The sequence below is a fragment of the Pollutimonas subterranea genome, from assembly GCF_002849655.1.
Taxonomy (GTDB): Bacteria; Pseudomonadota; Gammaproteobacteria; order Burkholderiales; family Burkholderiaceae_B; genus Pollutimonas; species Pollutimonas subterranea.
This window is the reverse complement of sequence record NZ_PDNW01000002.1, coordinates 45,083-60,561: the sequence shown is the minus strand read 5'-3', so window position 1 is coordinate 60,561 and position 15,479 is coordinate 45,083. Positions and strand designations below refer to the sequence as shown.

General features: G+C 58.3%; 17 protein-coding genes. 11 read left to right on the top strand and 6 right to left on the bottom strand.

Annotated elements, in window-relative coordinates; all coding sequences use genetic code 11:
- Window positions 1–63: 63 nt before the first annotated feature.
- Window positions 64–984 (top strand): DMT family transporter, encoded by a 921-nt coding sequence (locus CR159_RS02840; protein ID WP_199173228.1) that lies wholly within the window; start codon window positions 64–66, stop codon window positions 982–984.
- On the top strand, window positions 977–1,840 hold the full coding sequence (locus tag CR159_RS02835; protein WP_102072505.1) for a sulfurtransferase: 864 nt from the start codon (window positions 977–979) through the stop codon (window positions 1,838–1,840). Before CR159_RS02840 ends, CR159_RS02835 begins: the two co-directional genes overlap by 8 nt.
- On the opposite strand, the gene CR159_RS02830 is transcribed toward CR159_RS02835, so the two are convergent.
- Window positions 1,837–2,988: an aromatic ring-hydroxylating oxygenase subunit alpha gene (locus CR159_RS02830; protein ID WP_102072504.1), complete on the bottom strand. Its 1,152-nt coding sequence runs from the start codon at window positions 2,986–2,988 to the stop codon at window positions 1,837–1,839. The two genes, CR159_RS02835 and CR159_RS02830, sit on opposite strands and share 4 nt — an antisense overlap.
- 215 nt (window positions 2,989–3,203) lie before the next feature.
- On the opposite strand from CR159_RS02830, the gene CR159_RS02825 reads away from it, so the two are divergent.
- From CR159_RS02825 to CR159_RS02785, 9 genes are all read left to right on the top strand, one after another.
- A complete protein-coding gene (locus CR159_RS02825; protein ID WP_102072503.1) occupies window positions 3,204–3,491 on the top strand; it encodes an exodeoxyribonuclease VII small subunit in 288 nt (95 codons plus the stop codon).
- A gap of 2 nt (window positions 3,492–3,493) precedes the next feature.
- On the top strand, window positions 3,494–4,408 hold the full coding sequence (locus tag CR159_RS02820; protein WP_102072502.1) for a polyprenyl synthetase family protein: 915 nt from the start codon (window positions 3,494–3,496) through the stop codon (window positions 4,406–4,408).
- Between the two features lie 77 nt (window positions 4,409–4,485).
- A complete protein-coding gene (gene dxs / locus CR159_RS02815) occupies window positions 4,486–6,384 on the top strand; it encodes a 1-deoxy-D-xylulose-5-phosphate synthase (protein WP_102072501.1) in 1,899 nt (632 codons plus the stop codon).
- Between the two features lie 104 nt (window positions 6,385–6,488).
- Window positions 6,489–7,343 carry a GTP cyclohydrolase FolE2 gene (gene folE2 / locus CR159_RS02810; RefSeq protein WP_102072500.1) on the top strand — a complete coding sequence of 285 codons (855 nt, stop codon included), beginning with the start codon at window positions 6,489–6,491 and terminating at the stop codon, window positions 7,341–7,343.
- A 204-nt stretch (window positions 7,344–7,547) separates the two neighbouring features.
- Window positions 7,548–7,925 (top strand): 30S ribosomal protein S6, encoded by a 378-nt coding sequence (gene rpsF / locus CR159_RS02805; protein WP_102072499.1) that lies wholly within the window; start codon window positions 7,548–7,550, stop codon window positions 7,923–7,925.
- Between the two features lie 23 nt (window positions 7,926–7,948).
- Window positions 7,949–8,266, top strand: coding sequence for a primosomal replication protein N (priB, locus tag CR159_RS02800; protein ID WP_102072498.1), 318 nt, complete (start codon window positions 7,949–7,951; stop codon window positions 8,264–8,266).
- Window positions 8,267–8,360: 94 nt separating this feature from the next.
- Window positions 8,361–8,633 carry a 30S ribosomal protein S18 gene (gene rpsR, locus CR159_RS02795; RefSeq protein ID WP_102072497.1) on the top strand — a complete coding sequence of 91 codons (273 nt, stop codon included), beginning with the start codon at window positions 8,361–8,363 and terminating at the stop codon, window positions 8,631–8,633.
- Window positions 8,634–8,649: 16 nt separating this feature from the next.
- Entirely contained in the window at window positions 8,650–9,105 is a 456-nt protein-coding gene (gene rplI / locus CR159_RS02790; RefSeq protein WP_102072496.1) for a 50S ribosomal protein L9, read from the top strand.
- A 121-nt stretch (window positions 9,106–9,226) separates the two neighbouring features.
- Window positions 9,227–10,606: a replicative DNA helicase gene (locus CR159_RS02785; RefSeq protein WP_102072495.1), complete on the top strand. Its 1,380-nt coding sequence runs from the start codon at window positions 9,227–9,229 to the stop codon at window positions 10,604–10,606.
- 8 nt (window positions 10,607–10,614) lie between these two features.
- Here the strand turns inward: CR159_RS02785 and CR159_RS02780 are convergent, their stop codons facing one another.
- From CR159_RS02780 to CR159_RS02760, 5 genes are all read right to left on the bottom strand, one after another.
- The gene (locus CR159_RS02780) at window positions 10,615–11,580 is read right to left on the bottom strand and encodes a bile acid:sodium symporter family protein (RefSeq protein ID WP_102072494.1); all 966 of its coding nucleotides are present in this window, start codon (window positions 11,578–11,580) and stop codon (window positions 10,615–10,617) included.
- 34 nt (window positions 11,581–11,614) lie between these two features.
- Window positions 11,615–12,616, bottom strand: coding sequence for a 4-hydroxythreonine-4-phosphate dehydrogenase PdxA (pdxA, locus tag CR159_RS02775; protein WP_102072493.1), 1,002 nt, complete (start codon window positions 12,614–12,616; stop codon window positions 11,615–11,617).
- A 15-nt stretch (window positions 12,617–12,631) separates the two neighbouring features.
- Window positions 12,632–14,308, bottom strand: a complete 1,677-nt coding sequence (locus CR159_RS02770) for a PhoH family protein (RefSeq protein WP_102072492.1) — start codon at window positions 14,306–14,308, stop codon at window positions 12,632–12,634.
- Between the two features lie 82 nt (window positions 14,309–14,390).
- Complete coding sequence (locus CR159_RS02765; protein WP_102072491.1) at window positions 14,391–14,858, bottom strand: peroxiredoxin; 468 nt, start codon at window positions 14,856–14,858, stop codon at window positions 14,391–14,393.
- Window positions 14,855–15,307, bottom strand: a complete 453-nt coding sequence (locus tag CR159_RS02760; RefSeq protein WP_102072490.1) for an Mth938-like domain-containing protein — start codon at window positions 15,305–15,307, stop codon at window positions 14,855–14,857. The genes CR159_RS02765 and CR159_RS02760 overlap by 4 nt, the downstream gene beginning before the upstream one ends.
- Window positions 15,308–15,479: the final 172 nt, after the last annotated feature.

Genomic DNA, 15,479 nt, shown 5'->3' with positions numbered 1-15,479 from the left:
GAGTATAGTATCGACTTTGTCGTTTAAATCAGAATTTCGGTTGATTTCATGCAGTCTCTCTGGATGTTACTGGCGAGTGTCATGTTTGCTGGCATGGGGGCCTGTGTGAAAGTCGCCTCCGATTATGGGGCCTCTCTGCCGCACGTGGTCTTGTTTCGCGGTATTCCCTCGGTGCTGCTGCTTTTTTGTTGGGCCAAATTCACGCATCGCCGACTCAGGCCGCCAAGCTGGAAGCTTCACTTGTGGCGCAATGTGTCGGGCGTTACATCGATGTGGCTGGGTTTTTTCGCCATCTCGCACCTGCCTCTCTCAACGGCTATCAGCCTTAACTACACGGCTCCCTTATTCATTGCCGGCTGGATGCTCGCCCGTGGCGGTTCCCAGCGCGATCCCGTCCGCCTCATCGCAGTGCTGTTCGGCTTTATCGGCGTGATTGCGGTGCTGCGCCCGAGCATTGCCGAAGAGCACTGGTTTGCCGCCATGTTGGGACTCAGTGCCGGCGCTTTGTCGGCGATTGCCATGATGCAGGTCAGGGAGTTGGGACGGGTCGGTGAACCCGAGTGGCGCACCGTGCTCATCTTTTCCTGCTGCGTATGCCTGAGCAGCGTGGGCGGCATCGCTGTAGAGGGATGGCGCCAAATAGACGTTCTCGCCTGGCTGGCGCTCGTCGGAGTCGGCTTGCTGGGCCTGGTGGGGCAATTGGCCATGACGCGGGCCTTCGGCATGGGATCGGCCCTCTTGACGGCCGCATTGCAATACACCACGATCATCTTTGCCGCCATGTTGGGGATCATCTTCTGGGACGACTTGCCGGATGCAATCGCCTGGGGAGGTATGGCGATGATCATTGCTTCAGGCCTGCTGTCCATATGGCGCACCTATAGCGAGGATCGCATCATGCGAGGCCAGACCACCGTGTCCATGCAGACTGCCGCAAGCGGCACAACCAGCACCATAACCGAACAGGAGTCCCGACATGTCTGATCTATTGATCGATGCGCCCACCCTCATACGTAAATTGCCGGCTTCCGACTGGCTTGTCTTTGACGTCAGGCATGATCTCATCGATCACATGGCGGGCAGGGTGGCCTACGAGCAAGGGCATATTCCGGGCGCCCTCTACCTCGACCATGAAAATCAGCTGGCGGCACCGAAGAATGGAACAAACGGCCGTCATCCCTTGCCTTCCAGGGATGACTTCGCCACGCTCATGCGGGCCCAGGGACTCACGCCACAAACTTCAGTGCTTGTCTACGACGGCGGCAATAGCATGTACGCCGCCCATCTGTGGTGGATGCTGCGCTGGCTCGGGCACGACGCTGTGGTGGTGCTCGATGGCGGATGGGCGGCATGGGTGGCAGCTGGCGGACCGATCGAAAGCGGCTCTAATATGCCGGCGGCAAGCAATGCGCAGGCCGTTGAAGGTGCCCGCTATTCAGGCCAGGCCGGCATGCCCACGTTGGATGCGCAGAAGATATTGGCCAATATCGACGAGCCATCATTTACGGTGCTCGACGCAAGGGCGGCCAACCGGTATCGCGGTGAGATCGAACCCATGGACCCCGTGGCCGGGCACATCCCGGGCGCCTTGAATCGCCCGAGTACGCTGAATGTCCAGGCCGACGGGCGCTTCAAGCCCGCGGCCGAATTGCGCCACGATTTCAACGAGCTTCTCCAGGGACAGCCTGCGGACCGTATCGTGCACCAATGCGGCTCGGGCATTACCGCCAGCCATAACCTGTTCGCTATGGAACTGGCGGGCTTGCACGGTTCAGTGTTGTATCCCGGTTCCTGGAGCGAGTGGTGCAGCGACCCCGCACGCCCGGTCGAACGGGGTTAAGTCCGGGACAGGCCCATCATGCGGCGATACCATTCGTGGAAATGCTGCATGCCGTCTTCCATGGGTGATTGGTACGGCCCCCGCTCATCGACTCCCCGGCGCATCAGTGCCCGCCGGCCGGCGTCCATGCGTTCGGCGATCTCGTCGTCTTCGATGGCGGTTTCCATATAGGCTGCACGCTGCGCTTCCACGAAGTCGCGCTCGAAAGCCACGACATCTTCCGGATAATAGAACTCGACGATGTTGATGGTTTCTTGCGGGCTGACCGGATGCAGGGTCGACAGGACCACTACATGGGGATAGAGTTCGATCATGTGCGTCGGAAAGTACGTCACCCAGACCGCACCGAATTCGGGCGCTTCGCCATTGCGATAGTTCATGAGCTGATCATGCCAGCGGCGATAGGTGCCGGTACCCGGCTGGCCGAGCGCGCCATGTATGCCCACGCGTTGCGAACTGTACGTGTCGGAGAACTCCCAGGTCAGGTCCTCGCAGCTTACGAATCTTCCCAGTCCAGGATGGAAAGGGCCTACGTGATAGTCCTCCAGATAGACTTCAATGAAGGTCTTCCAGTTGTAGCGGCATTGGTGGACCTCGACATGGTCGAGTACATAGTCGGAAAAATCAAATTCAGGCCGTTCGAATAAAGCCGCCATGTCGGCAGCCGGATCACGCGGCCCTTCGAACAGCAATCCGTGGCAGTTCCCGAGCGTAAACTTCTGGAGGTTCATGCACGGCGTTTCGGGAAACTGCGGTGCCCCCATCAGCTTTCCTTGCTGGCTGTACGTCCATCTGTGTACAGGACACACAATATTTCCGCCGGTATCGCGCAGGTTCCCGCTTTGTGTTTGCGACGTGCAGCCATTTTGGGGTATGCCCCCCAGCATGATGGCCTGTCGGTGGCGACAGACGTTCGATATCAGTTCGACGCCCTGGCTGTTGCGCACCAGCACCCGGCCGCTGTCCTCCTGGGGCAGTGTGCGCCAGTCGCCGATTTCGGGCACAAGCTTTTCATGCCCTATGTACAGCGAGGATTTCTTGAAAATGAGTTCTTGCTCTTGGACAAAGATTGCATCGTCGAAGTAGCTGCTGACAGATAGTTGCGTTTGTGCCGGCGCAATGTGCGCTTTCCGACCAATGTCGGTCATAATTCGCCCCCGCGGTGATGAACCAGGAGGATGGCGCGTCCTGGTGCGACGAAAAAAGGCCTGGCCGATAAATGAGTAAGCGAGAATTGTACCGCAACGGAGCCTGCCGGAGGCTGAATGGAGCGGTTTCGGTAATTTGGCGGGCATCTCGTACAATTTGGACAAGACGCAAAAAAAGCGGGTGTTCCCGGCCTGCTTATCTTCTGGAATGAATAATGGTTGACACGAAAACAAGCGCTCTGCCTGAGAGCGAAAAGCCGGTTGGCAAGGCAACAGCGTTGCCCCAGGACTTCGAGACGGCCCTCGCGCAACTCGAAGCCCTGGTTGCCAAAATGGAGAACGGATCGCTGGCGCTTGATCAGTCCCTGGCCTCTTATGAAGAGGGCGTGGAATTGGCCAAGATATGCCAGCGCCGGCTCGATCAGGCCGAACAGCAGGTAAAAGTACTGCAGGGCAACCTGCTCAAGCCTTTGGCCGGCACGCCAGACGGCGACGAGGAATAAGAATGGGGCGTGAACCGGTCGATTTTTCCTTGTGGCTGCAAGAGCGTGTCGAGCATATTGAAGGTGTACTCGAGCAAGTCCTGCCTTCGGCGGAAACCGTGCCCGAAGGACTGCATCACGCCATGCGCTACGCAGTGCTGGGCGGTGGCAAGCGCGTGCGGGCCGCTTTGGTCTATGCCGCCGGCGAAGCATCCTTGCAAACCGGCTCCGAAGCGTCGGCCCAGCGCATCGCCCTGGATCACGCCGCTGCCGCTGTCGAGTTGATCCACGCTTATTCGCTGGTCCATGACGACTTGCCATGCATGGATGACGATGCCTTGCGCCGCGGGCGTCCCACCGTACATGTCAAATTCAATGAGGCGACGGCCATGCTGGCGGGTGACGCCCTGCAGCCCTTGGCCTTCGAGTTGTTGGGTCTCATGCCGATTGCGCCCGCCCTGACCGTGCAGGCGACCCAGTTGCTGGCGCGTTCGGCAGGTAGCCTTGGCATGGTTGGCGGGCAAGCCATAGATTGCGGCAGCGTGGGCCACGCGCTGACGGGCGATCAGTTGCAGCAGATGCACCGCATGAAAACCGGCGCCTTGCTGGAAGCCAGTGTGTTGCTGGGCGGAATAGTGGCCGGTGCCAGCTCGGCCACGCGCGCCGGACTGGAAAGCTATGCGGGCGCCATTGGCTTGGCCTTCCAGGTTGTCGACGACATCCTGGACGTGACTTCCGACACCGCCACGCTGGGAAAGACCGCCGGCAAGGACGCTGCTGAAAACAAGCCTACCTATGTGTCCATCATGGGACTGGACGGATCCCGCGATCTGCTGCGCAGCTTGTGCGACCAGGCACACAGCGCCTTGCTGCCTCTGGGACCCTCGGCGGCCCATCTTGCCGGCATTGCCAATTACATCGTGGACCGCGATCGCTAGGCCCATTTCACGTTGCCAGCGCTTGCTGTTATTGTTGACGGTCTAAAATACCGCCTGGATACTACTTTATCACTCGTATGACCAACGCCTCTCTTGAACAAATTCATTCACCGGCCGACCTGCGTCAGCTGGATCGGCGCGAGCTCAAGGAGGTCGCGGTAGAGCTGCGTGAGTTTGTCCTGCATACCGTCTCCAAGACCGGTGGCCACTTGTCATCGAATCTGGGTACGGTCGAGCTGACGATTGCCTTGCATCATGTATTCAATACACCCGACGATAGAATTGTCTGGGACGTCGGGCATCAGTCGTATCCCCACAAGATACTTACCGGCCGTCGCGAACAGATGGCCAAGCTGCGGCAGAAAGACGGCATTTCCGGTTTCCCCAGGCGCAGCGAATCAGAGTACGACGCGTTCGGCACGGCGCACTCGTCCACGTCCATATCGGCAGTGCTGGGGATGGCGGTCGCATCCCGAAACGCAGGCCTCGGAGATCGCCAGCACATTGCGGTGATTGGCGATGGTGCCATGACGGCCGGCATGGCATTCGAAGCCTTGAACAATGCCGGGGTGACGCCAGGGGTCAACGTCCTTGTCGTGCTCAACGACAACGATATGTCGATCTCGCCGCCGGTCGGAGCACTGAACCATTACTTTGCCCGCCTCTTGTCGGGGCGTTTTTATGCCACCGCAAAGAACGTGGGGCGGGCGGTATTGCAGCACGTTCCTCCCGTTCTTGAGCTGGCGCGCCGCTTCGAAGGGCATGCCAAAGGCATGGTCTCGCCTGCCACCTTGTTCGAAGAACTGGGCTTCAACTACGTCGGGCCTATCGATGGCCACAATCTCGACGCGCTGGTCCCGACGCTGGAGAACCTGCGTAGCCTGGGCGGCTTGCAGTTTCTGCATGTGGTCACCAAGAAGGGGCAGGGATACAAGCTAGCCGAGGCCGATCCGGTTCTGTATCACGGGCCTGGAAAGTTCGACCCCAGCGTCGGCATCCAGAAGCCCAAGTCGCCGCCCAAGCAGACCTTCACCCAGGTATTCGGGCATTGGCTTTGCGACATGGCCGCTGCGGACAGCCGCCTTTACGGTATTACCCCTGCCATGCGCGAAGGCAGCGGCATGGTCGCTTTCGAGCAGCGCTTTCCGGCCCGTTATATCGATGCGGGCATTGCCGAACAGCACGCCGTCACGTTTGCCGCGGGCCTGGCCTGTGAGGGCGAAAAGCCCGTTGTGGCCATCTACTCAACATTTCTGCAGCGCGGCTACGATCAGTTGATCCATGATGTTGCCTTGCAGAACCTGGATGTCACCTTTGCCCTGGACCGCGCCGGTATTGTTGGCGCCGACGGAGCAACCCACGCCGGAAATTTTGATATCGCATTCCTGCGTTGCATACCGAATATGGTCGTTGCCGTTCCGTCCGACGAGAATGAAACGCGCTTGCTGCTGAGCACCTGCTACGAGCATCCCGGTCCCGCTTCAGTGCGGTACCCGCGTGGCGCCGGATGCGGCGCCGACGTCCAGGCCGACCTCGAGACGGTCGCCATCGGCAAGGCGGTGCTCAGGCGTAGGGGTAGCAGAATTGCCATCCTGGCATTCGGTCCGCTTTTGCACGAAGCGCTGGAAGCGGCACAGGAAATAAACGCAACCGTGGTCGATATGCGCTTTGTGAAGCCGTTGGATGAAGCCATGTTGCAAACACTGGCCCAGGACCACGATGGCTTTGTTACCATCGAAGAGGCCGCGATCATGGGCGGAGCCGGCAGCGCGGTTTTGGAATATTTCAGCCGGCAAGGCATCTTGCGTCCCGTGCTGCAGTTGGGCCTGCCAGACCAGTTCATCGATCATGGCGAGCAAACTGTCATTCTCGGCGAGTTGGGACTCGACGCGCAGGGTATCCAGCGATCGACCCAGCAGCGGTTTGGCGCCCTATTGGCGGAACAAGTTATTCCCGCTGCCAGGGAAAGCGCCTAATACCATCATGGTTATAGGGTTATGCGGCGACTATGTGCCGCATAATGAATGGTTGTCTGCAAACCGGCACTTCCGCGTAGCGGGTGCTCTATAGGTCTATTATCATGAATATTATGATTGATTCTGCTGTTGCCATGCCTGACGTGCAAAGCAGCGTCGATACACGGCATATTGCCATCGAACGTGTGGGTGTGCGCGGGGTACGGCATCCCATGCTGATAGCCGCCGCACAGGGCCCATCGCTTCCCACCGTGGGCAACTGGGAACTCACCGTGTCCTTGCCGGCCCATGAAAAGGGCACTCATATGTCCCGTTTCGTGGCCTTGCTCGAGCAACATCGGCAAACGCCCATGACCCCCGCGCTGTTCTGCGACATGGCGGTTTCCATGCTGGTGCTCCTTAATTCCGATAAAGGCGATATCGCGGCATCGTTTCCCTATTTCATGACCAAGGTGGCGCCGGTGTCCGGCGTGGCAAGCCTGATGGACTATGAAATCAAATGGACTGCTCGAGCGCAGGTCGCGCCCTTCGCTGCCGCAGGCCTGGCTGGCTCCCCAGACGTGAAGGCGGTCGGCCAGACGGAATTCGAACTATCCGTGCTCGTACCCGTCACCAGCCTTTGCCCATGCTCGAAGGCCATCTCCCAGTATGGGGCGCACAATCAGCGCTCACATATCACGGTCAATGCCGTGTTTGCCGATCCGGCATTGGTGGACATCGATACGCTTATACGCGGGATCGAACAGCAGGCGTCATGCGAACTCTGGGGTCTGCTCAAGCGCGGCGACGAGAAGTACGTGACCGAGCGTGCCTACGAAAACCCGAAGTTCGTCGAAGATCTTGTACGGGATGTGGCGGTTCAGCTTCAGAATGTGGCAGGCGTCCAACGCTTTCGCGTTGAGGCCGAGAATTTTGAATCCATACACAATCATTCCGCCTACGCCGTAGTCGAAGGGTAGATCGACCACTGCGTCCCTTCCATCAGCGCTTGCGATGGTTTGTGCAACAGTGGTAGAATGCTTGGTTGTTTCTTGCTCGACCCATATGTTTTCATGCTGGTTATGCCGCCTTGGCGGCTTATCGGGCTTTATGGGCGGGCTGTCCCTTTTGATGGCAGCGATGTCGCTGGCCGCATCAAAAGATATCCACAAGGAGTGTAGTTTATGCGTCACTACGAAGTAGTGTTTATTGTGCATCCCGATCAAAGCGAGCAAGTGCCCGCCATGATCGAACGTTATTCGGCAGTGGTTACCAGCAATGGTGGCCAGATCCATCGCCTGGAAGACTGGGGCCGCCGTCAATTGGCTTACCCTATCCAGAAGCTGGTAAAGGCCCATTATGTTTGTTTCAACATCGAATGCGGCCAGACCGTGCTCGACGAACTCGAACATTCTTTCCGCTACAACGACGCTATCTTGCGCCACCTGCTCATCAAGACCAAGAAAGCGCACACCGCGCCGTCACTCATGATGAAGTCGGTCGAGCGTGAAGAAGCCCGCAAGGCAAGCGCCGAAGCCGCGCCCGCAGCACAGGCGGAATAAGGACCTGTGTCTCGAGCCAACGCGTGAATCAACTTCTATTGTCTGCTTCAGCCCTCGAGGTCAAGCCTTTAAGGTATACCCCGGCCGGATTGCCAGCAGTTGAAATGATGTTGAGTCACGAATCAGAAGTTCAGGAAGCCGGTCATATGCGCCGGATCGAACTGGTACTTTCTGCGGTTGCTCTCGGAGACATCGCCTTGTTGTTGGCCGATACCCCTTTGGGTGCGTCTTTGTCGATCCAGGGCTTTTTGGCTCCGGCGCGTAAAGGCTCCAACAAATTGGTATTGCATATACAGCAGGCAAATCGGGTTTTTGCCGGCGGCGCAAGCGCCGTTGTATAGCAGGAATTCATGGTAAATCGCTGCGCGAGCGAATAAACGCTCGATGCATGGAACATACAGCTTGGGCTAAGCCCAGACATTAAAGAGGCACATTATGGCTTTCTTCAAAAAAGACAAAGAAAAACGCAAGTTCACGCAACAAAACCCGCTGTTCAAACGTCGCAAATTCTGCCGTTTCACAGCCGCCAATGTTGACGAGATCGACTATAAAGATCTGGACACCCTGCGTGACTTCATCCAGGAAAACGGCAAGATCATTCCTGCGCGTTTGACCGGTACTAAGGCAATTTACCAACGCCAGCTGGACACCGCGATCAAGCGTTCGCGTTTCCTGGCCTTGTTGCCTTACACCGATAACCACAACTAATCCGGGGCCTATCGTCATGCAAATCATTCTGCTCGAAAAAGTCGTCAATCTAGGCAATCTCGGTGAAGTCGTTCGCGTCCGCGACGGTTATGCCCGTAATTTCCTGATTCCCCAGAAAATAGCCCGTCGCGCCACTGAAACTGCTTTGAAAGAGTTCGAAGAGCGCCGTGCCGAACTTGAAAAAGTCCAGGCCGACAAACTGGCTGCAGCACAGGCCACCGGCGAAAAGCTGGCCGACCAGACTGTCGTCATTTCACAGAAAGCCGGTGTCGACGGCCGCTTGTTCGGTTCCGTCACCAGCATGGATATCGCTGCCGCGTTGGCCAAGCAAGGCTTCGACTCGGTCCAGAAATCGCAAGTTCGCTTGCCCGATGGCGCCATCAAGGCCGTCGGCGAATTTCCCGTGTCCGTTGCTCTGCACGCTGACGTAGTGGTCGACATCACGGTTCGTGTACAAGGCGAAATGGCCTGATCCCGTATCAGCCACGTGGTACATTCCTTGGTTCTGGAATGTACACCTCGCCCGCATGAAGCAAGAAGCCGGTGTATGCCGGCTTTTTGTATTTTGATCAGTTTTGTTCCGGAGCGTCGATTTGGACAGCAAGAAGAAAAACAGTGATGCGCAGCTGGATTACCTGCGTGTGCCGCCCCATTCGGTCGAGGCCGAGCAATCTGTGCTGGGCGGGCTGTTGCTGGACAATGCCGCCTATGACCGCATTACCGATGTACTGAACGAAGACGATTTTTATCGTTTTGACCACAAGATCATCTGGCAGCACATCACTAGGCTTGTCGGCCTGGCGCGCCCAGCCGACGTGGTCACGGTCAATGAATCGCTGGCAAGCGCCGGCAAGTCCGACGAAGTCGGCGGCCTGGCCTACCTGAATGCTCTGGCGCATAACACGCCGTCCGCTGCCAATATCAGGCGTTACGCGGAAATCGTTCGTGAACGCTCGATGCTGCGCAAGTTGGTGTCGGTCGCCGACGAAATTTCGGCCGCCGCCTTCAATCCTCAAGGAAAAGAAGCGCGCCAGTTGCTGGACGAGGCCGAGTCCAGGGTATTCCAGATTTCACAAGAGGGCTCGCGTGGCACGACCGGCTTTCAAGAGATCCAGCCACTGCTGACGCAGGTCGTCGAGCGCATCGATGAACTGTACCATCGCGAAGGCGATTCCGACATTACCGGTGTGCCCACCGGTTTTACCGACCTTGATCGCATGACGTCGGGCTTGCAGGCGGGCGACCTGGTCATCGTCGCGGGCCGTCCCTCCATGGGCAAGACGTCGTTTTCCATGAATATCGGCGAGCATGTCGCCATTGAGCAGGGCTTGCCGGTGGCCGTGTTCTCCATGGAAATGGGTGCAGTGCAGTTGGCCATGCGTATGGTCGGCTCGGTGGGTATGCTGGACCAGCATCGCATGCGTACGGGCAAGCTCACGGCCGACGACTGGCCCCGGCTTACCCATGCCGTACAGCAAGTGCAGGAAGCCCAGATCTACATCGACGAGACACCGGCACTGACTTCCATGGAAGTCCGGGCCCGTTCTCGTCGACTGGCCAGGCAGTGTGGTCAACTGGGCTTGATCATTATCGACTATATGCAGTTGATGTCGGCGAATTCCTCCGGCGAAAATCGGGCTACCGAAATCTCCGAGATCAGCCGTTCGCTGAAAGGCCTGGCCAAAGAGCTGCAGTGCCCGCTTATTGCCTTGTCGCAGTTGAACCGCAGTCTTGAGCAGCGCCCGAACAAGCGCCCGGTAATGAGCGATTTGCGCGAGTCCGGCGCTATCGAGCAGGATGCCGACTTGATCTTGTTTATTTATCGCGATGAAGTCTACAACCCGGATTCCCCTGACAAGGGTACGGCAGAGATCATCGTGGGCAAGCAGCGTAACGGTCCAATCGGCAGCGTGCGCCTGACCTTCCAGGGTGCCAGCACCCGATTCCTGAATTTCACTTCAGGAATGGGCTAAACCACTGCCTACGGGCGCCTTGCGTAGGCGCCGGCGATCATGGCGCAGATGATGAGTTGTATCTGGTGGAATATCATCAGCGGCAGCACGATGGCACCCACGGAACTGCCCGCAAAAAGGATGTTCGCAATGGGAATCCCGCTGGTCAGGCTTTTCTTTGAGCCGCAGAACATCAGCGTGATGCGATCGGCCAGCTCGAACTTGAACAGGCGCCCCAGCAGCAGCGAAATACCCAGCACCAGTCCCAGTAGAACCAATGAAATGATCACCAGTGCGATCAGGGCCGATAGCGGCGTGCGCGCCCATAGTCCGCCTATCACGGCTTCGGAAAACGCGGTATAGACCACCAGCAATATCGATCCCTGGTCCACGATCTTCAGCAGGCGGTTGCGCTTGATGACCCACGCCCCGATCCAGCGCCGGGCAATCTGCCCCAGCACGAATGGCAAGAGCAATTGCAGCATGATCTTGCCGATGGCATCAAAGGACAAGGGCACGTCATTGATGCTGCTGCCCGCCAGCACCAGGCCGACGAGTACAGGCGTTACGAATACGCCCAGCAGGCTTGACGCCGAGGCGCTGCATACCGCGGCAGGCACGTTTCCCCGGGCAATGGAAGTAAACGCAATGGCCGACTGCACCGTGGCCGGCAAACAGCACAAAAACAAGATGCCGGTATAGAGATCGGGGGTGAGGTAGGGCTTGAGCAGCGGTCCCGACAGGATGCCCAGTACCGGGAATACCACGAAGGTTACCGCGAAGATGGTGCTGTGCAGGCGCCAGTGCGATGCACCCGCGACAATCGCCTCGCGGGACAATCGCGCGCCATGCAGAAAGAAAAGCAGGGCGATGGCGACGTTGGTGATCCAGCCGAAAATGGGCGTGCCTATGCCATGGGCGGGTGCGAAACTGGCTAGCAAGATGGCAAAAAAGAGTTTGATCAGGAAGGGGTCGACAGAGATTCGTGGGGTCATCAGGGATGCAGCAGAGAGATTGCGAAGGAGGAGTTTAAGTGTTGTCGGGCGTCATGGACAAGGCAAGGTCGTAGGCGCAACGCAGGGAACCCGCGTCGGCTATGCCTTGCCCGGCAATGTCGAAGGCCGTGCCATGGTCGACGCTGGTACGCACGAAGGGCAATCCTACCGTTACGTTAACGCCCTCATCGACGCCCAGGTACTTGACGGGTATTAGTCCCTGGTCGTGGTATTGAGCGACAACGATATCGAATTCACCCTGGCGGGCGCGCATGAAGACTGTATCGCCCGGAAAGGGGCCGCTGACGTCCATTCCTTCTGTCCGTGCCTGGTCGATGGCGGGTGTGATGACCGTGATTTCTTCTTGTCCGAATCGTCCGTCTTCGCCCGCATGCGGATTCAGTCCGGCAACCGCGATGCGGGGATGCTCGATGCCTGCCTGCAGGCAGGCCCGTTGAGCCAGCCGTATGGTGTCGAGTTCGGTTTCGTAAGCGATATGGGCACTGACCTGTTGCAAAGGCACGTGGATGGTGACGAGGATGACCCGCAGCTCGGGATTGGCAAGCATCATCGCGTAGCGCGACGTGCCGGTTCGTTCAGCCAGGATTTCCGTATGGCCCGGAAAATCGATGCCTCCCGCCTGCATGGCTTTCTTGTTGAGCGGCGCGGTGACGATGGCGCGCAGGCGCCCGGCCTGCGCATCGTCGATGGCGTGGCACAAATACTCGTAGGCGCCACGGCCGGCTTCGGCACTGAGCCGGCCCGGAGGCAGGCTGGCCGGCAGGGCTTGCCATCGATTAAGTACTGGAATGGAATCGGGCTTGTGATTGGCAAGCTCGGCTTCGCTTACCAGCTCTATGTGCAGCGAATCCGATATATTCAATTGTTCAAGGGTGGCTTGCAGGACACCGGCGTCGCCATATACCACCGCGGGGTAAGGCAGGCCGGCGGCAAATAGCTTGACGATTATTTCAGGGCCGATGCCTGCCGCATCGCCCATGGTAAGTCCTATCGGTAAGCGTGAAGGTTGGCTCATGTCGTACGCAAAGGTTTACAGCGCTTCGCTGGCGTAGTCGGCCAGGCGTGAGCGTTCGCCCCGCTGCAAGGTGATATGGCCGGCATGCGGCCATCCCTTGAAACGGTCGACCACGAAGGTCAGGCCGGAGCTGCCCTCGGTGAGATACGGTGTGTCGATCTGGGCGATATTCCCCAGGCATATGATTTTCGTGCCAGGTCCGGCACGGGTGACCAGGGTCTTCATCTGCTTGGGAGTCAGGTTCTGGGCTTCGTCGATGATCAGAATCTTGTTCATGAACGTACGGCCGCGCATGAAATTCAGGGACTTGACCTTGATGCGAGAGCGTATGAGTTCCATCGTCGCATTCTTGGTCCAGTCCTGTCCGCCGGGAGCAGGGGCGATGTCGCTATTGCCGGGCCCCAGATGCAGTACTTCAAGATTGTCTTCGAGCGCACCCATCCAGGGGAGCATTTTCTCTTCCTCGGTGCCGGGCAGGAAGCCGATATCGTCGCCGACTGGCACAGTGGCCCGCGTGATGATGATCTCGTTGTAGCGCTTGGTTTCGAGCGTTTGCGTCAGGGCGGCTGCCAGCGCCAGCAGCGTCTTGCCTGTGCCGGCCTGACCCAGCAATGAGACGAAGTCGCAGTCAGGGTTCATGAGCAGGTTCAGGGCGAAATTCTGTTCGCGATTGCGCGCGGTGATGCCCCATACATTGTTCTTGCCATGGCTGTAGTCGCGCAGCGTGGCCAGCACAGCGGTCGTGCCGCTGACTTCCTTGACCTGGGCCTGCAGCGGAAGCTCGCCATCGAAATACACGAACTCGTTGACGATGAATTCGGAGCACAGAGGCCCTTTGATCCGGTAAAAGGTCGTGCCGCCTTGTTGCCATGACTCCACGTCCTTGCCATGCTTGAGCCAGAAATTTTCCGGCAATGGCATGACGCCGTCGTAGAGAAGATCGGAGTCATCCAGAACATGATCGTTCAGATAGTCCTCGGCGGGCATGCCGAGCGAGCGCGCCTTCAGGCGTATGTTGATGTCTTTGGATACCAGCACCACGGCGCGCTTGGGGTACGCTTCCTGCAACGCGTGCACGACGTTCAGGATGACGTTGTCGGCCTTGCCCAGCGGCAATTCGATGGGCAGTTGCGAGTGCAGTGCGGTGGTCTGGAAATGCAGGCGCCCTAGGGCTTCCTGGTTGCCCAATGTGTCAAGCTCGACGCCGGGTTCCAGTTCGGTCGATGTGCCAACCAGGCCATCGAGGAAACGGCTGACCTGGCGCGCGTTGCGCGCCACTTCCGACATTCCCTTTTTTTGATGATCGAGTTCTTCGAGCACGATCATGGGCAGGAAAATATCGTGTTCCTGGAACTTGAACAAGGAATTCGAATCGTGCAACAGCACGTTGGTGTCCAGCACAAACAGCTTGCGCTTGGCCGCAGGCAGGCGGGATTTGCGCGGGCTGCGTGTAGGCACTGCCGCCAGCGGCGGCGCAACGGCAGCTTTTGCCGACGCCGTGGTGGGTACGGGCGTTACGGGCGGAGAGGCGGCCGGCTTGGTGGAGACGCGTTTTGAGGGTGTTTTACGCACAGGAGCACGGGGGGTAGGAGCCACTTGCGTTTCTGCGGGTTCGGGCGCATTGCTTGCATCGTCATATGCAGCAGGGGAAATCATGGCTCCCATGCGGGTCGGCAACTTCGGTAGCGGCATAAGGTGTGTGCTCCCTGAGCGTTCTGGAAAGTAAGTAATCGTAGCAGTCGGAGTCAAGGCAGCGCGGAGTGTGCGTGCGGCGTCATGCCTGTTCGCGCACCGCCTTCAGTACTTCGTCAACGTGGCCGGGGACCCGCAGCCCTCTCCACTCTTTAATCAGCACGCCTTGTTTGTCGATCAGGAACGTGCTGCGTTCGATCCCCCGTACCTGTTTACCGTACATGTTTTTCATTTTCATGACCTTGAACAGTTCGCACAGGTTTTCGTCGGGATCGGCGATGAGCGCAAAGGGCAGGCCTTGCTTCTCGGTGAAGTTGGCATGCGACTTGAGCGAGTCGCGGGAGACTCCGACGATTTGACAGCCTGCGTCGGCAAAATCCTGGTGATGATCGCGAAAGCCTTGGGCCTGGGTCGTACAGCCCGGTGTACTGTCCTTTGGGTAGAAGTACACGACAGTAGTGCGGCCATGAAGCGTTTCCTGGCTTATGTCGCCGTGCGTGCTGGCGGCGACGAAGTCGGGGATGGGTTTTCCAACGGCAACTTCGCTCATGCGTCGGCCTCCTCGAGAGGCAGGAGCGCGACGATAACGCGTCGCCCTTCAGCCATCAGAATGTTGTAGGTACGGGCCGCTGCCTGAGTGCTCATGGCTTCTACGCCAATGCCTGCCTCAAGCAATGGCCGTGTTATGTGTGCCGGCAGCAGATGCTGCCTGTTTCCGGTCCCGATCAGGAGAACCTCTGGCGCGCCAGCCGGCTTTTGCGGTGCAGCATCGGCATCCAGGAAAGCCATGGGGTCAACGCGGGCGGACGTAATGCCGACGATGGCGCGCAGCGTATCGGCGGTGATGTCGCTGAAGACGTTCACCGACCAAGTGTTGATGTCTCCTTCGGGCGCGAAGTAGACCGCGTGCCCATAGGAGACTTCATTGATTTCTATATAGTCATGCCCGTACGCGGTCACGGTATTGAGCGCCGGGTTGGATTCGCTTTGCAATTGCACAAAAAACTCCCAAAGTCTTGAAGATCATAGCGCAAAGCCGGTCGATTTATGGCGACTCCGCCTTTTTTTTGGATCGTTTAAACTACTTAGCTGTTTTGCGCTCGCGCGTTCAAATTGGACACCCCGTTTTGTTGCGCTGCATTCATCACTACCCATTTCCCATTTTTGTCGC